This window comes from Providencia sp. PROV080, from assembly GCF_033688105.1.
GTDB classification, from domain to species: domain Bacteria; phylum Pseudomonadota; class Gammaproteobacteria; order Enterobacterales; family Enterobacteriaceae; genus Providencia; species Providencia zhejiangensis.
The window spans coordinates 184,079-203,731 of record NZ_CP096346.1; the positions used below are offsets into that span (position 1 = coordinate 184,079).

Annotated in this window: 16 protein-coding genes; 11 read left to right on the forward strand and 5 right to left on the reverse strand. The window is 42.0% G+C overall.

Annotated features, from left to right (window positions below; genetic code table 11):
- Positions 1 to 78 precede the first annotated feature (78 nt).
- The 8 genes from sicA (at position 79) to uhpT (ending at position 10,399) form a co-directional block, all read left to right on the forward strand.
- On the forward strand, positions 79 to 594 hold the full coding sequence (gene sicA, locus M1F03_RS00820) for a type III secretion system translocator chaperone SicA (RefSeq protein WP_154624776.1): 516 nt from the start codon (positions 79 to 81) through the stop codon (positions 592 to 594).
- Positions 595 to 604: 10 nt separating this feature from the next.
- A complete protein-coding gene (gene sctE / locus M1F03_RS00825) occupies positions 605 to 2,800 on the forward strand; it encodes a type III secretion system translocon subunit SctE (protein ID WP_272661300.1) in 2,196 nt (731 codons plus the stop codon).
- Positions 2,801 to 2,821: 21 nt separating this feature from the next.
- Positions 2,822 to 4,129 carry a hypothetical protein gene (locus tag M1F03_RS00830; RefSeq protein WP_251464871.1) on the forward strand — a complete coding sequence of 436 codons (1,308 nt, stop codon included), beginning with the start codon at positions 2,822 to 2,824 and terminating at the stop codon, positions 4,127 to 4,129.
- Between the two features lie 4 nt (positions 4,130 to 4,133).
- Complete coding sequence (locus M1F03_RS00835; RefSeq protein ID WP_251464872.1) at positions 4,134 to 5,126, forward strand: hypothetical protein; 993 nt, start codon at positions 4,134 to 4,136, stop codon at positions 5,124 to 5,126.
- Positions 5,127 to 5,225: 99 nt separating this feature from the next.
- Entirely contained in the window at positions 5,226 to 7,340 is a 2,115-nt protein-coding gene (locus M1F03_RS00840) for a hypothetical protein (RefSeq protein WP_251464873.1), read from the forward strand.
- On the forward strand, positions 7,337 to 7,597 hold the full coding sequence (locus M1F03_RS00845) for an acyl carrier protein (RefSeq protein ID WP_154624771.1): 261 nt from the start codon (positions 7,337 to 7,339) through the stop codon (positions 7,595 to 7,597). The genes M1F03_RS00840 and M1F03_RS00845 overlap by 4 nt, the downstream gene beginning before the upstream one ends.
- Positions 7,598 to 8,180: 583 nt before the next feature.
- Complete coding sequence (locus M1F03_RS00850) at positions 8,181 to 8,969, forward strand: inositol monophosphatase family protein (protein ID WP_230085850.1); 789 nt, start codon at positions 8,181 to 8,183, stop codon at positions 8,967 to 8,969.
- A gap of 29 nt (positions 8,970 to 8,998) precedes the next feature.
- Positions 8,999 to 10,399, forward strand: a complete 1,401-nt coding sequence (gene uhpT / locus M1F03_RS00855) for a hexose-6-phosphate:phosphate antiporter (RefSeq protein ID WP_163860499.1) — start codon at positions 8,999 to 9,001, stop codon at positions 10,397 to 10,399.
- Positions 10,400 to 10,449: 50 nt separating this feature from the next.
- Here the strand turns inward: uhpT and M1F03_RS00860 are convergent, their stop codons facing one another.
- Positions 10,450 to 11,166, reverse strand: a complete 717-nt coding sequence (locus M1F03_RS00860; protein WP_154623683.1) for a FadR/GntR family transcriptional regulator — start codon at positions 11,164 to 11,166, stop codon at positions 10,450 to 10,452.
- A gap of 215 nt (positions 11,167 to 11,381) precedes the next feature.
- Here M1F03_RS00860 and M1F03_RS00865 point away from each other — a divergent pair, with 215 nt between their 5' ends.
- Positions 11,382 to 12,692 (forward strand): MFS transporter, encoded by a 1,311-nt coding sequence (locus M1F03_RS00865; RefSeq protein WP_163860500.1) that lies wholly within the window; start codon positions 11,382 to 11,384, stop codon positions 12,690 to 12,692.
- Positions 12,693 to 12,736: 44 nt separating this feature from the next.
- Positions 12,737 to 13,927: a mannonate dehydratase gene (gene uxuA, locus M1F03_RS00870; protein WP_154623681.1), complete on the forward strand. Its 1,191-nt coding sequence runs from the start codon at positions 12,737 to 12,739 to the stop codon at positions 13,925 to 13,927.
- Positions 13,928 to 13,978: 51 nt separating this feature from the next.
- Here uxuA and M1F03_RS00875 read toward each other — a convergent pair whose 3' ends face one another.
- Positions 13,979 to 14,791, reverse strand: a complete 813-nt coding sequence (locus tag M1F03_RS00875) for a hypothetical protein (RefSeq protein WP_251464875.1) — start codon at positions 14,789 to 14,791, stop codon at positions 13,979 to 13,981.
- 179 nt (positions 14,792 to 14,970) lie between these two features.
- On the opposite strand from M1F03_RS00875, the gene M1F03_RS00880 reads away from it, so the two are divergent.
- Positions 14,971 to 15,558 carry an RBBP9/YdeN family alpha/beta hydrolase gene (locus tag M1F03_RS00880; RefSeq protein ID WP_154623686.1) on the forward strand — a complete coding sequence of 196 codons (588 nt, stop codon included), beginning with the start codon at positions 14,971 to 14,973 and terminating at the stop codon, positions 15,556 to 15,558.
- A gap of 56 nt (positions 15,559 to 15,614) precedes the next feature.
- Here M1F03_RS00880 and M1F03_RS00885 read toward each other — a convergent pair whose 3' ends face one another.
- The 3 genes from M1F03_RS00885 to M1F03_RS00895 all read right to left on the reverse strand — a co-directional run bounded on the left by M1F03_RS00885 (position 15,615) and on the right by M1F03_RS00895 (position 19,638).
- Entirely contained in the window at positions 15,615 to 16,991 is a 1,377-nt protein-coding gene (locus M1F03_RS00885) for an amidohydrolase family protein (RefSeq protein ID WP_154623679.1), read from the reverse strand.
- A 62-nt stretch (positions 16,992 to 17,053) separates the two neighbouring features.
- On the reverse strand, positions 17,054 to 18,004 hold the full coding sequence (locus M1F03_RS00890) for a carbamate kinase family protein (protein ID WP_251464876.1): 951 nt from the start codon (positions 18,002 to 18,004) through the stop codon (positions 17,054 to 17,056).
- Positions 18,005 to 18,075: 71 nt separating this feature from the next.
- Entirely contained in the window at positions 18,076 to 19,638 is a 1,563-nt protein-coding gene (locus tag M1F03_RS00895) for a xanthine permease (protein ID WP_154623677.1), read from the reverse strand.
- Positions 19,639 to 19,653: the final 15 nt, after the last annotated feature.

The window sequence follows — 19,653 nt, forward strand, 5'->3', positions numbered from 1 at the left end:
GAATTAAACATTGATTAATTAAGATGCAACTATCACTGTGGAGCATCTTATATCTTCAATAACTTATGGGGTTAATATATGAAGAGTGAAAAAGAGCAACAACCCGTTGATATGGATGAGTTACTTGAAAGTATTACGTCTGCTTTAATGAATGGCTCAACATATAAAGATATTCATGGTATTTCACAAGATATGATGGATGGAATTTATGCCTATGCATATGAATTTTATCAGCAAGGTAAATTAAAAGAAGCGGAGACTTTTTTTCGTTTTCTCAGTATTTATGACTTCTATAATACCGATTATGTCATGGGATTAGCGGCTGTTTATCAATTAACTAAACGTTATGAAAAAGCCTCTGAATTATATGCGTTAGCGTTTGTTTTAGCGAAACATGACTATCGACCATTATTTCATGCAGGCCAATGTAATTTAATGTTGAAAAAGAGTAGTGCTGCTTTGCATTGTTTTGAGAGTGTTTGTGACAGTAGTACCGATAGTGAGTTAAAAGCCAAATCGCAGGCTTACCTTAATGCATTGAAAAAGAATCTTGAAAAGACTGATTCAGCGCAGGAAGACTCTTCAATAAAGTAGAGGAAATAATATGGCATCAATGACAAATATAACATCTGACAGAATAGGTTTAGTTAAAGTCTTTCAACAAGGTGTTAATCCATTAGAAATGGGGGAAAACATCGCTAAAGCGGTGTTAAGTATGGAGGTTGCATGCGAAGAATTAACATCCAATGAACAAATGAAACGCAGTAAGCTAGAAAGCCAGCCACAACTGCAAGAACCGAAAAAAGGGGTGAATGCCAGAGTCTCCATGTTGGAGGCCTTCTCGTCGATACGTAAGATATTAGGTGAAAATAATATCAATGAATTACGTAATCAACTGCACCAATTAAATATTGAATCGGAAGCACTAAAACAACAAGGGGAATCCTTATTAAATTCGTTTTCAGAGAGTACCAAAAAACTGGAAACAAAAAAACAAGAAGTCGCGTCGATTAAACAAGCAGTAGAAAAAGTTGAAACTCGGTTAAATAAGCTGACAGTAACCCAAAATCAGCGACAGACCGATATTGATGATAATACTCAGCAACAAAACGCAGTGAATAAGGAATTGGTCACGGCAAAATCAAACCTATCCTCATTAGCAAAAGAACCTAGAACAGCAGAGACACTGTCAAAGTTTCATCAATTAACGCAGTTAGTTAACACGCTAACATCCGAACTGGCTCATTTACAGGAAAAAGGGCAACAGCTTATTTTGCAGCGGAATGATGTGACCGCGCAAATGAGTCAGGTAGAGGCTGAACTCGCGGTACTTAGTCCACAACTTGAAGATGCGTATAAGGTTCTCACTGGGCTTGCTCAGAGTGCCGATAGTGATCGAAGTGTATTAAATAATTTTATTGATACCGCCCCTCGCCCTGTTGAAGTGGATGGTGAGAAGTGGGAAAACACCCTTGCGTTATTAACGATGTTGACCGCATCGCTGAAAAAAGCGATGAATGAAGACTCTATTCGTAGTATGAAAGAGCAGGAAGAGGTGATGGCTAAGATCAGCGAAGCCTCTCGTAAAGATTCAGAAAAAAAAGCCAAAGAAGCTGAAGAGGCTCAACATAAAGCTGACGCTGCGAATAAAGCGGCATCATGTGCCAGTAAGATTTTTAGCTACGTCATGTTAGCAGTATCGGTTATTGCGACAGTTGCAACATTCGGCGCGGCTGCCCCATTAACACTCGCTGTTGCTGCCATCGGTATCGCAATTTCGGTCACTGATATCGTGTTGGAAGAGACGGGTAATGCCAGTTTAATGCAGATGCTAGCAACGGAAATTTCAAATGTTGTCACGGATATGCTGGTGTCGTTTGGAATGTCTGTGGAAGAGGCGAAAAAGATTGGTAGCATTGTTGGCATGGTAGTTGCCGCTGTCGCTTTTCTGGCTCTCTCTTTGGTTTCTATGTCCTCTTTTGTGAAAAACATCGCCAATACCGTAAAAACAGTCGCCAAAGTGGCGGCAAATTCACTTAAAACGGTCGTAAAAAGCACAGTGAAGGCGATAACGAATACGATCATCAACCTCGTTAAAAAGCTACTCAGCAAAATAAAAACGTTAGGTAAAGCCGCGGATGACATGGTGGTATTAACGAAATTGACTAAATTGACGGATGCGGCGGAGGAGTTGCAAAGTACAGTCAAAACCGCCAATCAGGTCGCGAAGAAAGCTCGTGATATCAAAAATATTGCGAAAGCAGCCGATAGAACGCATGAACAGGCTGATAGTGCGAAAAGTGCAGCGAAAAACGTAAATAAGATCAATGAACAGACTGACGGCATCAAAGATACGGTGAAAACGGTTGATAAGATGCATCAGCAAGCAGATAGCGTCAAAGATACGGTGAAGGTGGTCGATAATGCCGCTGATCGGATTGATGATATTGCTGAGATCGTTGATACAGGGAAAAAACTGGGAAAACAGAGTCTATTAGCGTCACGCGTAGAGGTCGGTGCGAAAGGGGCTGGCGTTGCTACGTCAGTAACAAGCACGGTCACTGTTGGGGCATTACGTTTAGAAGGGGCGGCACAATTACGAGAGCTTAAGAAGTTATTCGCCAAAATGATGATGAATGATGAAATTATTAAAGTTCTCGATGAGTTGCTGGAGTCCCTGATTAAGATGCTGTCAAAGCAATACGAAGTGTTTAATCACCTATTCACTGACACGCTGACATCACTGAAACAATCCAACGACCGTAAAGCCAGTGCAATCAGTCTCTCTAATTATGCCTAATTCTCATCAAGGAGCCCTATTATGACGACAATTTCATCACCAACGCAGTTTTCTATGCCAACTCAAAAGTTAGACAATCTTGAGGGGGGAGCTGTTTTGACGGGTCGTGATACTCAAACGCTGTCAACACCAGCCGCTGCACCGCAAGTCTCTATCAGAGATGCCGTTGAGATTACGGTACCAAGATCACAAGATAAGCCGTTATTAAAGCGTCCTGAGCAAGCGACTGTTCACCCATCGCTTCTGTTTGATGCGAAAAACATGAATAAGGCGGAGCTTGAAGAAACATCGAAAGTGATCGGTGGTTTTTCATCGGCTTACGCCAACCTTCAAGCGCATATTGCGGTAACGGCAACCAAAGTTGAAAACGCCGTAAGAGAAGTGATCGCGGAAGAAAATAGCAAGTTGGAAAAAATGTTTCCAACGATAGCGAATTTGGACGAAAGTGAGATCAAGCAATTATCTCAAGGGGTTAACTTAATGCTGGCGGCATCTGCAATTAAAGATGTGCAAGTGGCTCAAGCAAATAGTGAAGATGTAAAACCTGGAATTCAGTCTTTTGATGCAATAAAAGATAGCCAATTTATCGGCATTATGAGTAGCGATATTTTAATGGAGCTACGTAATCTATTGAGTCAGATTAAGTCGATCATTAATACGACAGACCGCCAACTGCAAGCCGATTTTTTAAAGTTAAAAGCACAAATGGTGCAGAGCGCGGCAGATACGACGATCAAAGAAGGTGAGAAAGCGTTTCTTGGCGCGGTATTAGGTTTTGCGGTATCGATGGGGGTCACGCTGGCGGGAGCGGCATTACAAACTAAGCAGTTAGTGAAGCAAACGAAAGCGATCAATATGCATGGTGTGGCAAGGAATCAGCATACTTCGAGCGCGCAGGATTCGATTGAATTGAGTCGTGCATCAACCATCAAAACGACGAATAAGGCCCTGAATCAGCAAAATGATTTGGCAAGTTTACGTCACCAAGATGCCGGAAGACGTAGTCAACTAAAAGCAGATGAGCATCAAACAAAACTGGATAAAATCACCAATCAAACACAAAAGAAATCCAGCATTATTGAGAGTGTGACTCGTCTATCTGATAACGCGGGGCAGCTAGTGACATCTGCTGTGCAAATGGATGTGAAGGCATTGGAAGCACAAAAAATGGTCTTGCAAGATATTGGTGATACTGCACGGTCTATCGCCAATGATAAAGAGAAGCAGATCGATACGGTTTTGGATCTGATGAAAAAAGTATTCGATATCCTTAAAGACGTTATTGAAGGGCAGATCAGAACTTTCCAAGCTGTTGCAACGAGGGGTTAAATCGATGAGTATGAGTGAAATTAATCCAATGCTCCCACAGTGTAATCCCATAACCACTTCCGCTAACAGACTCACGGCACAGAGCAATTTACAGCTCAGCCCAGTAGGGGGGAATTTTGTGGTCGATAGGGCAACGAACCCAGAAGAGCAAGCAGAAGCAGTCTTAAAATATCATGATGTGCATGTACCCGAAAAAATTTACCAATACACAGATAGGCAAGAAACGGAGGAAGACATTAAGGTAAAATCCCGCTTAGTTGAACGCGAATTAAAAAATACCACAGATTTCTATAATAGTGCTTCCACTAAAATTGCAGCGGAGGTTATTCAAGACGGTCGATCTCATATAACCAGTATTTTTAATGTCATTAATGATGTGAATTTAGATTATCAGAAAAGTTTTGGTGAAATTACTAAAGCGGCAACCCAATTTATGGAGAAAGTTAATAAGGGGTTGGGCGCGATTAGCCAATGTTTAGATAGTGGTAGTAATGGTTATATTAAGTTTAATAAGCAAAAGTTTTTTAATTTACTAAAGGATAGTTTGCAAGATTATACTTATGCGCACACTAAAAATTTTTGGGAGCACAGTTTAAGCATAGATAACATTAATAATGTGATTAAGCCTATGGCTCGCTTTGATAGCAAACCGGGTATGTTAGCTTTTTGGCAAAAAAAATTGAATGGGCAAGGCTTTTTAGTTAAAGAAATAGACCATGTTATCTATATTTATCCTGATATGCAGCCGATAAAAGATATTTATGAAACCGTTAATCCAATCATGGGGGCGAGTACGCCAGAAGGGGAGATGATGGTGCAGACTTTCCAAAGTATGCAAACGGCGATAGATAGTAAAAAGAATGCGGTTAATAATAGCGTATCGCGTTTATTAGAAACCTTTCGACAAGATAATAGCCATTTTGAGACACTGACTCAGTTGTTAATTCAATTATTAAAAGACCTATTTCAATATAATGTTGCTTTTGCCAATACCTAATTGGTTTTAATTTTCCCATTATTTAAATGAGATATAATCATATTATATCTCATTACCTTCAGATATTAATGATAGAAATATAATGAAGAGTAATATTCTATGCGACCAAATTCATTAGCGCCTTTCAATAGCTATATAGATACACATTCGACTAAAAGAGTGGGTGTCACTAGCCAAAATATGTTCATGGCAAATCATATTGGGAATGTTTCTAGTGTAGCAGAAACCTCGCCGCTACAAGCTAAACAAACTATGGCTATTCAAGCGGATAGTATCGCGTTACATCGACAACTGAATGATGTTAAAGCGAATAAAATAGCAGAGATGTTAGGCAGTGAAGCCTTAAAGTATCATATCACTCCTGAGAGTATTCATCATATCTTACAGGAAGATAGAAATCATATTAATGCCGTATTAACCTCCTTTTCATTATTAAATAGAGAGGAAATAACCCCTGCCTTAATCAAGCATACGGCAAAAGTGGTTTCAGCTGCATCGGAGAAGTCAAAAGCAGTAGCAAGTCAATCTCTCAGTAAAGAGTTACAAAATATCTTAGCTAAGTTGCCCAATCAGGCCAATACCCTTAAACAGCGCTTTTTAGCTGAGTATGTTACACCTGCTATCAAGGCAAAGCTGAATGAAAATTACACGGATAGCCAACTAAAATCGATGGCGGGGCTGTCGCCTGAACAGTCTGTTGATGATGCAACATTGGTCACTCATTTTTTAACGGGCTCACTGCTGCAAGGCAAAACGGCGCGCTTTGATAACGCGATGCAAGCTTATCAAAAACATAATCTCTGGGCAGATAAAAATGCCTGCTTGGAACAAGGATTCCGTGCCTTAGAGGAGCATATTGAGACAATCGGTTTGAATGTGCCAACGACCCCAGCCGCATTGTCGTCACCTGAATCAAAAATGACCGAAAAGCCTCCGGTCACTCAGCGAAATGTCCCGCTATCTTCTGCCGCCTCACCGCAGCCAGATGATGTGGATGGTATGCCGTATCGTACCAGCGACCAAGCATCAGCACCGGTCATCAATAATTATTATATAACCAATAACTATGCATGCCCTCATTGCATTAATAAGGTCTCTGATACGCCGAGTCATTATGCTAATGCGACAGCAACGGTAACCATTGACGGTGTCACCACGTTACCGACAGCCCAGAGTCAAACCGTTACGCCCAAAAGTGCAGCATCGGCGGCAGATGCGCCGACAAGCTACCGAACTGAATTGCATGTTCAGCTCAACGATGAAGGAAAAACGGTTAAAGGAAGTGGCTCGTTACCACAGAATAATGTGGTTCAGACTGACTATAACGCGCCTTCTCAGCAGCCGTTAAAAGATAAACCGAGTGATGAACTATCAGAGACGACACGGCAGCCAGTAGAGGGTAAGGCAGCGCCTTTGCTGCAATCCAACCAAGAAAAACAAGCACCGGCGTCCTCTTCTCGACAGCAACAAGTGGGGGGATATACACGTACAGCGGAGGGAAAATGGCTATCAAACACCCAAAAAATCAACCCGTTTGTGCTCACCAGTCGGGGATTTAACCAAAGTACAAATCCTTTGGAAAGGCAGCGGTATCGGGCGGGTGACTCGAATACTGAGAGTACAAAACTGTTTGCTCAAAACCCGAAGGAGCCACCGCAGAAAGCCGTGGATGGCATTGGCGACCAGCAGTTGGAAGAACATGTGACACAACTTACCGATCACCTCTTTGATGCTCATATACAAACGGTGAGCAATTCACGCTTGGTGGATACGGCCAAACAAGTGGTCGTTGAATTAAGCAATATGCTTGATGTCGCGAAGGGTTCTGCCATGGAGCTGAAAAACAACGCATTAGATCCTGAATTAGACACACAAAAATCGTTAGGCAATAAACAGCCGTTGGACGAGCAATCGACAGCAAGTACGCTATTAAAGGGGCATATCAGTGGAGTCTATCACGCGAAGGTGGCACAGGTTGTAGAGGAGCAGCCAATGACAGCTTCTGAGATTGAAAAGGCGCCCGCCGAACCTATTCGAGAGATAGCGCCCTCGAAGGAAAAATTAGATGGTGATACGACGGAGAAGAAATATCGTTGGCAGGTTAATACGGATAATAGGGTATATACGACGTCAGGTGGTCAGGCGAGAGATTTGTCGCGGAAAAAACACTATATCGGCAATGACCAGCGGTTTAAATTAGGAAGTGGGTCATGAGTACCCGTCATTTAATTCATCAAACATGGCTTACCGAGCAAATAAAAGCGATCCGCACCTATTCGGGTATCGATAAACCCATTGAGATGGATTCAGCATTAATTTTAGACTTGCATATCGATTCGTTGGAAATGCTCGAGTTAATTACGGCTATTGAAAATTATACTGGCCAACCATTAAACGATAGTATCTGGGTAAAATGGTATCGATTACAGGATATTGTCGACTACCTTTCTCAAGGGAATACCTTGAAATAGTGTGTATATAATGACCTGAATGACAAGGATGTCCGGGTCATATTAACGATGAACCACGCGCGCTATCAATAATGAATATTAAGTTCTTTTCTAATTAATATTAAATTTTAACCACATTAAACTGCTTATTTATTCTATTAAAAAATATTTTTAGTATTGATATTAAAAAATAGCTCCCTACTCGCATTTTCACAACATTAACAGTCACAAAATAAATCCTATTTAGCCGGTTAAAGATCATTTAATCAAAACTCAAAAGACAGTCATGCTATTGGTGAATCGTTATCAAAGGGCGAGTTAATTTTACGAATGGAAGTGGGTGTCAGGTCATCATAAAACGATGTGTTTTCAGGATTTAAATGAAAAATTTATTTTAAAATAATAAAAAATAGAAAATGAAAAATAACGACCTCAATTGAGTAATTTTATTTATGTTCTTTATATAACAATAAGTTGATAACAATAAAATATATTTTATAAAATAAAAATTACATTAATTTATCATCTCATGAAATCGATCACAGAATGTACGATTCGTTAAATATATATTTCGAAATATTAATTTCATTATCTGGAGATGGGAATGAATGCGATTTCAGCGAGATATACTTTTATTCGCCAAGTTGCTCTTGAAGCCGGCAAATTAGCGGTATCCTACTATTATGACCGAAACCAACTCAACATTGAAAAGAAAAAAGAGGATGGGCAGGACTTAGTCACTATTGCGGATAAAAATACTGAACAATTTATTCGTGAGAAAATTCACCAACAATATCCCCTCGATACTTTATTTGGTGAAGAAGGGGGTTATACACAAGGTGCATCAGAATATACTTGGGTCGTTGACCCTATTGATGGTACTAGTGCATTTATTTTTGGGTTGCCTTCTTGGTGTATTTCGATAGCCCTCTTGGATGAACAACAAAATACACAAATCGCGGTTGTTTATGACCCCGTACAGGATGAATTATTTCATGCAATGGCGGGTCATGGGGCTTATTTAAATCAATCACCTATCAAAGTTAATGCGGTTCAATCCCTGAATGAAGGTTTGCTTGGTGTCGGGATTTCAACTCGCATATCACCTAAATACATTATTCCTTTTTTAGATAAATTACTTCATGAAAAAGGGATGTTTGTCCGCAATGGTTCTGCTGCATTAATGTTGGCTTATGTAGCCGCAGGCAAGCTAATTGGTTACTACGAACCTCATCTAAATTCATGGGACTGTCTTGCAGGCTTATTGTTAATTCAAGAAGCCGGAGGGGTTATGAATAATTATAGAGCGAAAGATAATTTTCTCCTTAAAGGAAATTATGTATTGGCATCGAGTCCAAAGATATATCAGCAACTCGAATCATTTAGAGAATAAAATAATAAAACCACGAAAAGGCTAATAACATGAGTTCTAAATTTTCTTTTTTTGATATAAAAAGGCTACCGACAGGAAAAATTCCCCTCTCTGTACAACGCGATTTATGGTTAAGAAAGTTTATGGAGCCATTCTTTGTGATGTGTTTGGCTTATACAGGGATCTATTTTCTTCGCTATAATTTTAAAGCCGCTACCCCGTTTATTATTGAACAAACAGATTTCACTTTGAGTGATTTGGGCACGGTGGGTTTTGGTTTCTCTATTACTTATAGTCTAGGCCGTGTGCTCCTTTCCTATTATATTGATGGCAAAAATACGAAGAAAATACTCAGCTTCTTACTTATGCTGTCTTGTGCATCTTCATTTGCGATCGGCATGTTTTTACTGTCATCAGGGCATTCTCTTGGTATTTTTATTTTCTTATGGGCACTCACGGGGTTATTTCAGGCTCCTGGAGGTCCTTGCTCTAACTCAACCATTAACCGTTGGACACCCAGAAAAAATCGGGGTCGGTTTATCTCTTGGTGGAACGCATCACACAATATAGGTGCTATTTTGGCTGGGCCAATCGCCTTATTCGGGATGGAATATGCTTTTAACGGTAATGTGGCAGGGATGTTTATTTTCCCGATTTTATTTGCGGGTGTCATTGCTACATTTGGGATGTTTTTTGGTAAAGATGACCCATCAGAATTAGGTTGGAACACACCAGAAGAAATTTTTGACGAGCCAGTTTCTAAAGATGATACCGCCGCAGAAAGTATGTCAAAGTCAGAAATTTTCATCAAATATGTTCTGAAAAATCCGGCAGTTTGGTTTCTATGCTTGGCTAACCTCTGTGTGTATACCATTCGTATTGGTGTCGATAACTGGAGTGTCGCCTACGTTAAAATGGCACTTGATTGGGATGATATCTCTGCTATTGGTACGATTACAGCGCTCGAATTAGGGGGATTTTTAGGCTCACTCACTTGGGGGTATGTCTCCGATAAAATGGGGGGACGCCGTGCATTACTCGGTATGTTATGTATGATCTCCGTCATCTTCCCATTAATTGCTTACCAAAATATGTCCAGTGTCTGGGGCATTTATATTGCACTCTTTTTTGAAGGCTTCTTTATTTTCGGACCTGTGATTTTGATTGGTATTTCAATCATTGGCTTTGCACCTAAGTGTGCAACGGCGGTGGTTAACTCAATTCCGGGCTTTTTTGGTTACTTATTCGGTGATGGGATGGCTAAAGTCCTAGTTTCTCGTATCGCAGACCCAACTGGCAACGGTATCTCGGTAGGTGGATTTACACTTCATGGCTGGTCGGATACTTTCTATCTGTTATTTGCTGCAACCGCAGTAGGGATAGTGATGCTGGGTGTCGTGGCTATCTATGAAGAACGCAAGATCCGTCGCGATAATCGACTCATTCAGTAAAAGTGTGGTGACTCCCCCATCGATAAGATGGGGGCGTTTTTTGATCAATGTTATTCGATGTTGAAGAAACATTCATAGACATGCTGTAAGTGGTCATGCATGCATCTTGCTGCTTCTTTTGGATTTCTATCTAGAATCGCATTGACGATTAATTGGTGATCTTCGTTCATCGTTTTGGGTAAATCAATATCGGCATAGTGAGATTCCATGCGGATAAAACGTGTTGATTGGCGCATATCCCACAGATGTTCCATCATACTATGCAACACTTCATTTCCTGTCATTTCACTGATCAGCAAATGAAAACGTTTATCTTCGCGCAAAAAGTTTTCGTCATTGTCTTTCTGCTTGATGAGATCTTTCATTATTTCTTGTAATTCAGCGCATTGCTCATCTGTTGCATTACGAGCTGCGAGTTCTGCAATCATAGTTTCGAAAGATTGCCTCGCTTTCAACAAATCACGTAAGCTGAATTCGGTTTCATCTTTTTCTGGTGTTGCACTGACGGTTTCTTTTTTAGATTCAACCTGTGGTAATGGATTGGCGACATAAACACCATTTCCAACTCGAATTTCAATCCAACCTGTCATTTCTAATGCAATAAAGGCTTCACGGATGGATGATCGGCTGACTTCCATCTGTTTTGCAAGTTCTCGCTCAGAAGGCAACGGCTCTCCTGCGTTGAAATCGCCACGTTTTATACACTCAATAATAAGGTTTGAGATCTGGCGGTACAATCGTTCAACTTTCAGTGGGGCTAATGCCATGTTAATTCCTCGGTATTCTCATCCTATCGCCACATATCATACGCTCTAATCGCTGCTAGCTACTAATCTGAATGATAAAAAAACAGATTTGTGAGCCATATCAAGTTAATTTTTTTCAAATTCAATAACTATAATGCCGGCCTGACCACCTGACAATCAAGCCACCAGTCATTCAGGTATCATACAATTATAATTACTTTTTTGAGGATGTAACTATGCAGAGTTCAGCATCTGACATAACACCCGATAATATTGCAAAAACCGCCAGGATTAAGAAAATTCAACGTATCTCGTTACTGCTGCTGTTTTTGGCAGGGATCATTAATTTCCTTGACCGAGGTTCGCTTTCGGTTGCTAACGAAGCGATTCGTGCTGATTTAGGGCTTTCAGCAACTCAATTCGGTGTTTTATTATCTGCTTTTTCATTGTCTTACGGTATTTCACAGCTACCATCAGGTTTATTACTCGATAAATTTGGACCTCGTATTGTTTTAGGCGCAGGGTTGATTTTTTGGTCAACAATGCAAGGCATGGCGGGTTTGATCCAAAACTTTTGGCAATTTATTGCATTACGAATTGGCCTCGGAGTGGGTGAAGCGCCCTTTATGCCGAGTGGTGTAAAGGTCGTTAATGATTGGTTTAGTGCGAAAGAGCGAGGTATTCCGATGGGAATATTTAACTCCTCTACGACGATTGGCCAAGCTTTTGCTCCACCAATCTTAGTTGCGCTCATGTTGGCTTTTGGCTGGCGAATGATGTTTATCATCATCGGGGTTGCAGGCATTCTGATTGGTATTTGTTGGTATGCGTATTATCGCAACCGTGAGTCATTAAAGCTGTCAGAAGATGATTTGAAATATCTCAACTCCGGCCGTGATGAAACCCCAAAACAGAAAGTGACGCTTAAAGAGTGGGGCGCCTTGTTCAAAAAACGTACTGTTTGGGGAATGATTTTAGGTTTCAGTGGTGTGAACTATACGGGATGGCTATATCTTGCTTGGTTGCCGGGGTATTTACAGGCAGAACGGGGATTAAGTCTCGCGAATACGGGATGGGTTGCCGCAATTCCATTCTTATTCGGTTCGCTCGGTATGTTAGTCAATGGCATGGTGGCAGACCGCTTAGCCAAAAAAGGTTATTCATTAATGAATAGCCGCAAAATTTTAATCTGTTTAGGACTGATTTGTTCCGCGGCTTGCACGCTCTTAGTTGTGCAATCGACTTCCACCACTATGGCGGTCGCATTTATCAGTTTAGCGCTGTTCTTTGTGCATTTTGCTGGCACTTCTTGCTGGGGATTAGTGCAAGTGGTGACGCCTAGCAAAATGGTCGCTTCCGTCAGTAGTATTCAAAACTTTGGTAGCTTCATTTTTGCGTCATTCGCACCGATTGTTACTGGTTGGGTATTAGACACCACGGGTTCATTTAATTGGGCGCTAATCGTTTGCTCTATGGTGACATTCGCGGGCGCATTAGCTTACTTCTTCATCGTTAAAGCACCGATCGAAGAAACTGTTACACAATAAATTTAAGGGCACGATACGGTGCCCACATTTTTGAGGTGAGTGATATGGAACAAACATGGCGTTGGTATGGCCCTAATGACCCGGTTTCTTTGAGTGATATACGTCAAGCAGGGGCTACGGGCATCGTGACAGCACTGCATCATATTCCGAATGGTCAGGTGTGGAGTATTGAAGAAATTCAAAAGCGTAAAGCAGAAATTGAAGCGGCGGGCCTTGTTTGGTCTGTCGTGGAAAGTATTCCTGTTCATGAAGAAATCAAAACACACAGTGGCGATTATGAGCAGCATATTGCGAACTACCAACAATCGATTCGTCATTTGGCCGCCTGTGGCATTGATACCGTGTGTTATAACTTTATGCCCGTGCTTGATTGGACTCGCACAGATTTAGAATATGAATTACCAGACGGTTCAAAAGCATTACGTTTTGACCAAATTGCATTTGCCGCATTTGAGCTGTATTTGCTACAGCGCGAGGGGGCAGAACAAGATTACAGTCAAGAGGAAATCGCTCAAGCGAAAGCCTATTATGAAGCGATGAGCCAAGCCGATATTAATAAACTGGTTGGAAATATTATTGCGGGCTTACCTGGGGCGGAAGAAGGCTATACTCTTGAACAATTTAAAGCCCATTTGAAAACATATGCGGGTATTGACAAGGCGAAGCTACGTGAAAATATGGCGTACTTCTTAAAGGCGATTATCCCCGTCGCTGAAGAAGTGGGTGTGAAAATGGCTATTCACCCGGATGATCCACCACGTCCAATTTTAGGGTTACCGCGGATTGTTTCTACCATTGAAGATATGCAATGGCTGAAAGATACAGTGGATAGTATTCACAATGGTTTTACCATGTGTACCGGTTCTTACGGTGTAAGAAGTGATAACGATTTAGTTAAAATGATTGAGCAATTTGGTGATCGTATTCATTTCACTCATTTGCGTTCAACCTGTCGGGAAGACAATCCGAAAACCTTCCATGAGGCCGCTCACCTAGGGGGGGATGTGGATATGTTCGCCGTCGTGAAAGCGATTTTAACAGAAGAAAATCGTCGCCAAAAAGCAGGTAACATGCGTCGTATTCCAATGCGCCCTGACCACGGTCACCAAATGTTGGATGATCTGAAAAAGAAAACCAATCCAGGTTATTCTGCGATTGGACGTTTGAAGGGATTAGCAGAGGTACGTGGTGTTGAATTAGCGATTAAACGCGTGTTTTTCCCCGATTTAAAATAATTGCATTTGCTAGGAAGGTTGGGCAGGCTAGCCCAACCTCTTTAGTAACAATTAAATTATCCCTTCTTCCTGCAACACATTATGAAAATGCTGCACTTCTTCAGGGGTTGCTTGAATACGCTGCATCGGGAAATCAAGTACATAAGGAATATTCTGCTGGGCACTGGCCACCGCGAGTACATAAGTTTTACCATTTGATTCTAAAACGATAGGTGCACTTGTTTTCTTGCCTGAATAACCTGTCGATATTTGTTTCCCATTCAATTCACGCTGATAAGTGGCAATGATTTGTCGATTGGCATTAATGACCTTGGCAGGGATAGCTATCAGTTGCAAAGGCTGGCTCCCGACAGATAATAACTCTTTTCTTATTTTGCTGATGCGTATTTGGGCACGAATAAAAAAGAAGATACAAAAAATAAATAAGCCAATTAATGCAATAGTGGTAACAAAGCGAAGCATGACATTATCGACAGCAACATCTACGGTTAGCTTTGACGGATCTGTCGCATCCATGAGTGGCATGACTGCAATGTCTCCACCGTTCAATCCTACGAAAGTGAAGTCATGGGAGACGACATTGTGTTTATAACGCAACTCAACTTTACAGTTGGTGATCACCAATAAGTTCGTTTTGCAGGAGCCATCAATATCCGCATCAACGGGAACGGCATTCTGGCCAATTTTATAGTCATAAGCGATGTTAGGTAGCTGATACGCACTGAATGCGGTTAATGCGACTAGGAACACAATCAAAAATAGCGAACGAATCATGCCGCCATCGCCTGATAGTGGTGTTAATTTTAGTGATCGTTGTGGGAAGGCGTTTAAAACTTTATCTGAAAGTTGAAGATTATTTTGCACAGGTAAAATATCCATTTATGTTAATTTTTAGAGAATTATAAAGATTTGCTGAATAATAATAATGAGATAATTACCAAAAAACACATCAGGTTTACCTGAAAACGTTTTAGTATAGATGGTCTTTATTTGACGCTATCTTAATGTGCAGCCTACTCAGTACTGATAAAAGGAACCGAATGATGAGTGGTGAAAATCTTCAGCATGAAAATTTAAACAATAAAAAAGTCATTATTGTGCATGGTTATACGGCATCGCCTGAGAAAAATTGGTTTCCTTGGTTAAAAGCACAGCTTGAGCAGTGTGGGGCTAGCGTATTCGTTCCTGCTATGCCTGATCCACAAGCGCCTGATCCCCAACGATGGTTGCAGTTTTTACTGGATGCAAATATTAAATTGGACACAAATACGGTGTTGATCGGTCATAGTCTTGGTTGTGTTAGCGTATTACGTTTCCTCGCGGAGCAGCGACAGCGGGTAGGTGGTTATATCTTCGTTTCTGGTTTTACTGATGAGCAAAAAACATTGCCTGAATTGAAACCTCATACTGAGTTTATATTCGATTACCCTTATTTGAAATCATTAGCTGACTATCGTGTTTCTGTGATCTCAAATAATGATCAGATTGTTTCCCCGCAGTCATCGAGAACATTAGCGGATAATTTAGAAACAGAGGTTATTACGGTGGAAAATGCAGGACACTTTCTCGATAGGGAAGGGTTTTGTGAGTTTCCACTGATATTGGCACTGTTAAAAAATTGGCGTTGCTAGCGATGCCCAACCAGTAAGACGGCGGGAGTTGAACCCCCGTCTTTTTGGACAAACGGTTAGCCTACTCTCTTCTCAATTGAGCCGGAAGCTAAGTTCCCTTTGTGGAAGCTGGCTTGCCTTGGTGAAATGCGTGCAACCGCTTCAGCAGAACAAGAAGCATCCACGAGGACAAAGCTGGCATCATCGCCTGCAACTGGCCACACTTGCTTGCCTTTGTTATCCAATGGCAATGTATTCCCCGTCGCGATTGCGAGTGAACGTGATAGAGCATGTTCATCTGGGCGCGTGTAAAGTTGAGCGTATAAATTGGCTTTTTCTAACATGTCGCCTAGGCCAAAAGGAGACCAATGGTCAATAACGCTATCGGTTCCAGACATCACAAATACACCGTGTTCATTCAGTATTTTCAATGGCATATGTAATGTACCGATAGGAACCGTAGTGGCGATGCTAATCTGTTGCTCAGCAAGGCGCTGCGCTGTGGTGTTGGCTTGCTCTGGTGTCAACGTTGCGAGAGCAAAGGCATGGCTGATAGTGACTTTACCGCGTAAACTGCGGTTTTTATCCACAGTATCAATCATATAATTAATGGCTGCTAAGCCCGCAGGGCTGGTTTCATGAAGATGAATATCAACGCCTTTATTGTAATCCAATGCAATTTGGAACAGGGTATCGAGTGATTTTTCCATCGCACCATCGACGTGAGTTGGATCGAGTCCACCAACATAATGTGCCCCCGCTTGCATTGCTTCACGCATTAAAGGTTCTGATTTGGATAATAGCAAGCCATGTTGTGGGAAAGCGACGATTTCACAGGTTAGGTCCTGCTGATGTTTATCAAGAACCTGTATGAGAGCCTCAAGATTTTTAAGCCCTGAAACGGGTTCGATATTACAATGGCTACGCGCGATAGTTGATCCCTTAGATTGGATCAAGCTGATCAGCGCGTGAGCACGCTCTTGTGTGTAAGGTTGTAACTCAGGGAGTAATTTTTGCTCCAGTGCAATCATATCCAGTATGGTTTTGCCTTCACGTGATTCAGGAGCCTGCCAAGGACCACCATAAAAAGTTTTATCAAGGTGAATATGCATATCGCGAAAAGCGGGGAGCATAAGCTTATTATTTGCACTGTATGCGGCTAATTGGCTATTCTGATGTTGTGTATTTGGCAGAATAGCCACGATTTTACCTTGCTTGATCTCGAGCGTGTGTAACGCTGTTTTCGTGCCGACGACAGTATTATCACGATAGTTAAACCCTGTCTCAAGTAACACATTATCAAGATAATAGTGGCTATCTGTAATCTTTGACGTCGTGCTTGATGGGACTGAATCGGTTTCAGCGATAGCAATACCTGACATCGCACCAAATAGCGTGCAAGTCGCAGCCAGTTTTGCACTCGTAGAAAGGAACTCTCTTCTGTTGGATTGCATAGAAACTCCTTAATTAGGCAGTTTTCAGGTTGCTGAACGTCGCAACCTGAAATGGTGTGAAGTTAGCCTTGAATAATATGAGTACCTGTTTCGCCGCGTAAGGCTTGTGGCAATTTTTCAGGTGAGGTAATAATCACTCGCTTGCCACCGTTGGCGAGAAACGACAGGCTAGCTTCTATTTTCGGTAGCATACTTCCAGCGGGGAAATGCCCTTCACGCATATAGCGTTGCATCGCGGTTGTTGTGGTTTCTCCAAGTTCCTTTTGTTCTGGTGTTCCAAAGTAAATACAGACTTTTTCAACCCCTGTTGTGATGATCAAAATATCGGCTTGTAACTCTTTTGCGAGTAGCGTTGTGGATAAATCTTTATCGATAACGGCATCGACACTTTGAAAGCCTCCATGGCCATTTTTGACCACAGGGATCCCACCACCACCAGCGGCAATAACAACATAGTCATTTTCAGTTAATGTACGGATAGCCGCGGATTCGACGACACTTTTGGGCTCGGGTGATGCGACTACACGGCGGTATCCACGTCCTGAGTCTTCAACAAAATGCCAATCAGGGTTTGCTTGTTGCAATTTCTCGGCCTGTTCAGCGCTGAAAAATGCCCCTATAGGCTTGGTTGGCGATTGAAAATTGGGATCATTTTTGTCGACTTCAACTTGAGTGACTACAGTGACCGCTTGACGATTATGGCGCGTCACCAATGCGTTAGTCAGTGCTTGTTGGATTAAATAACCAATTCCCCCTTGGGTATCGGCGACACAATTGGCTAATGGTGTCAAAGGTAGCCCTTCAACGGTATGTGCGATTTCGGCGCGGCGTAAATCCAATCCGACTTGTGGCCCATTTCCATGAGTTAAAACGATATTATAGTTTCCTTCAAGCATGTCACAGATATGGGTAGCCACTTCTTGTATGGCTTTTTCTTGAGAATCAATCGACTGGCTGTTGTTATCTTTGATAATACTGTTGCCCCCGATGGCAACAACCACGAGTTCTTTCATTGTTATTGTATCCTGATACAGAGTGTTAGAGTCGGTGTGCTAGGCACACCGACAATCGGAGGTTAGTGGCATCACACTGATTTACTGATTTTTTCAGCTTTTTCAGGTTGTTGCTCTTCTGTTGTTTTGCCTTTATCCAAAAAGTATTTCATGACAAATAAGCCCGCCATCATGAGGTAAGCGTATACAAACATCAAGGCTGAGCCTTGTGCTATTCCTACCATTGGCGAATGAATGATTCCGAAGAATACGAGTAGTGCGCCGACGGCAGCGGCAATTGCACCACGTAGTGGTTGATTAAGAATGGCGAAGATAGCAATACAGCCCCACAGCATACTGGCTAGCGGTGCACCATTGCCGAGGTGTACGAGACCTTGGTAATACACCCCTTTGCTCAACAATACATCGGTTCCGATCTGCGCCGCTGAAGTCCCTGCTGCTCCCATCATGCTATTCATCATGGTCAGTGCCCAGTTGGCAATCCAAGGGAATAAACAAATAAAGATAACGGGGACTTCAATCTTGGGTGTTTCTCGCACCACTTGGTTCGCCGTAACAACCCCGATAAATACCAGAATAGGTACGATCGCTGTCATTGGAATAATGGCTAACATGAAAGCCCCCAAACCAAATAACGGAACGATGAACATAGTGATCCCAGAAGCTAACGTATAGCCAATACTGGCTCCCATGGCTTTCCAACCCGCATGACCTACGTACACCGTCACGGGGAATGGGTTCCCCATAAAGCAACCTACAGTTGATGATAAACCATTGGCTAGCATGACCTTACGTGTATTGTATTCATCACCAGCAGCGTGGGCACTTTCAATATTTTCGAGGTCAAAGATATAGTTTGCTAAGCCTAATGGAACCGCGGAAGCTAAGTAAGGCAGCGCGTGCGGTAGACCTTGTAAAAAGCTATCAATATGGATGCCTGGTGGGTTAAATCCAAATGACTCGACGGAGGATTTAATCGCAGCAGGGCTTTGTAATCCTGAAATCCATGCCAATACGGTACCTGCGATCAGAAGCAATAAGCCTGTTGGTATACGGGCAAAGATCGGTTTTTTACCAAACCAGTTGATAAAGATGAGCAGTAAAACGATAAATGAGACAGTCGGGGCTTCAAATGCTTGTAGCATTGGGTTCATGGCCAGTAACAGCAAACCTAGCCCAGATAAACAGGAAAGCAAGACAGTGCGAGGGATCATTTTACGGATCGTTTCACCGAGGAATGAGCCACCAACAAGGATCATTGATTCCACAAAACACCAAACCAGTGCAATCTGAATGGCAAACTCCGCATTTTGCGTAGTTTGATAGACTGGCATGATGACTAAAAAGGTGACGGTAAAAATAGAGGGTGCACTTGGGCCAGACGGTAGTGCGGTAACATCGTCGCGCCCAGTTTGTTTGGCAAGTTGCTGGCCAAAATAAGCATAGCTGACACTCGCAAGTAAGACGGCAAAACCAAAAGCGGGTGCAATACGTCCATAAACAATATCTTTTGGGATACCGACGACAAAGATCAGTAGCCCCATCATTGTGAGCAGATTAGTTAAGTTATTGGTCATTAGCCCGAAGTAGGCCGCCCAGTCACCACGTTTCCACTTTAGTTTCGTTACACTCATGGAATGTATCCTTCA

What these genes read in the sequence shown, in the direction of transcription:
- sicA (WP_154624776.1), top strand. Translation starts at nt 79, where the DNA reads ATGAAGAGTGAAAAAGAGCAACAACCCGTTGATATGGATGAGTTACTT.
- sctE (WP_272661300.1), top strand. Translation starts at nt 605, where the DNA reads ATGGCATCAATGACAAATATAACATCTGACAGAATAGGTTTAGTTAAA.
- M1F03_RS00830 (WP_251464871.1), top strand. Translation starts at nt 2,822, where the DNA reads ATGACGACAATTTCATCACCAACGCAGTTTTCTATGCCAACTCAAAAG.
- M1F03_RS00835 (WP_251464872.1), top strand. Translation starts at nt 4,134, where the DNA reads ATGAGTATGAGTGAAATTAATCCAATGCTCCCACAGTGTAATCCCATA.
- M1F03_RS00840 (WP_251464873.1), top strand. Translation starts at nt 5,226, where the DNA reads ATGCGACCAAATTCATTAGCGCCTTTCAATAGCTATATAGATACACAT.
- M1F03_RS00845 (WP_154624771.1), top strand. Translation starts at nt 7,337, where the DNA reads ATGAGTACCCGTCATTTAATTCATCAAACATGGCTTACCGAGCAAATA.
- M1F03_RS00850 (WP_230085850.1), top strand. Translation starts at nt 8,181, where the DNA reads ATGAATGCGATTTCAGCGAGATATACTTTTATTCGCCAAGTTGCTCTT.
- uhpT (WP_163860499.1), top strand. Translation starts at nt 8,999, where the DNA reads ATGAGTTCTAAATTTTCTTTTTTTGATATAAAAAGGCTACCGACAGGA.
- M1F03_RS00860 (WP_154623683.1), bottom strand. Translation starts at nt 11,166, where the DNA reads ATGGCATTAGCCCCACTGAAAGTTGAACGATTGTACCGCCAGATCTCA.
- M1F03_RS00865 (WP_163860500.1), top strand. Translation starts at nt 11,382, where the DNA reads ATGCAGAGTTCAGCATCTGACATAACACCCGATAATATTGCAAAAACC.
- uxuA (WP_154623681.1), top strand. Translation starts at nt 12,737, where the DNA reads ATGGAACAAACATGGCGTTGGTATGGCCCTAATGACCCGGTTTCTTTG.
- M1F03_RS00880 (WP_154623686.1), top strand. Translation starts at nt 14,971, where the DNA reads ATGAGTGGTGAAAATCTTCAGCATGAAAATTTAAACAATAAAAAAGTC.
- M1F03_RS00885 (WP_154623679.1), bottom strand. Translation starts at nt 16,991, where the DNA reads ATGCAATCCAACAGAAGAGAGTTCCTTTCTACGAGTGCAAAACTGGCT.
- M1F03_RS00890 (WP_251464876.1), bottom strand. Translation starts at nt 18,004, where the DNA reads ATGAAAGAACTCGTGGTTGTTGCCATCGGGGGCAACAGTATTATCAAA.
- M1F03_RS00895 (WP_154623677.1), bottom strand. Translation starts at nt 19,638, where the DNA reads ATGAGTGTAACGAAACTAAAGTGGAAACGTGGTGACTGGGCGGCCTAC.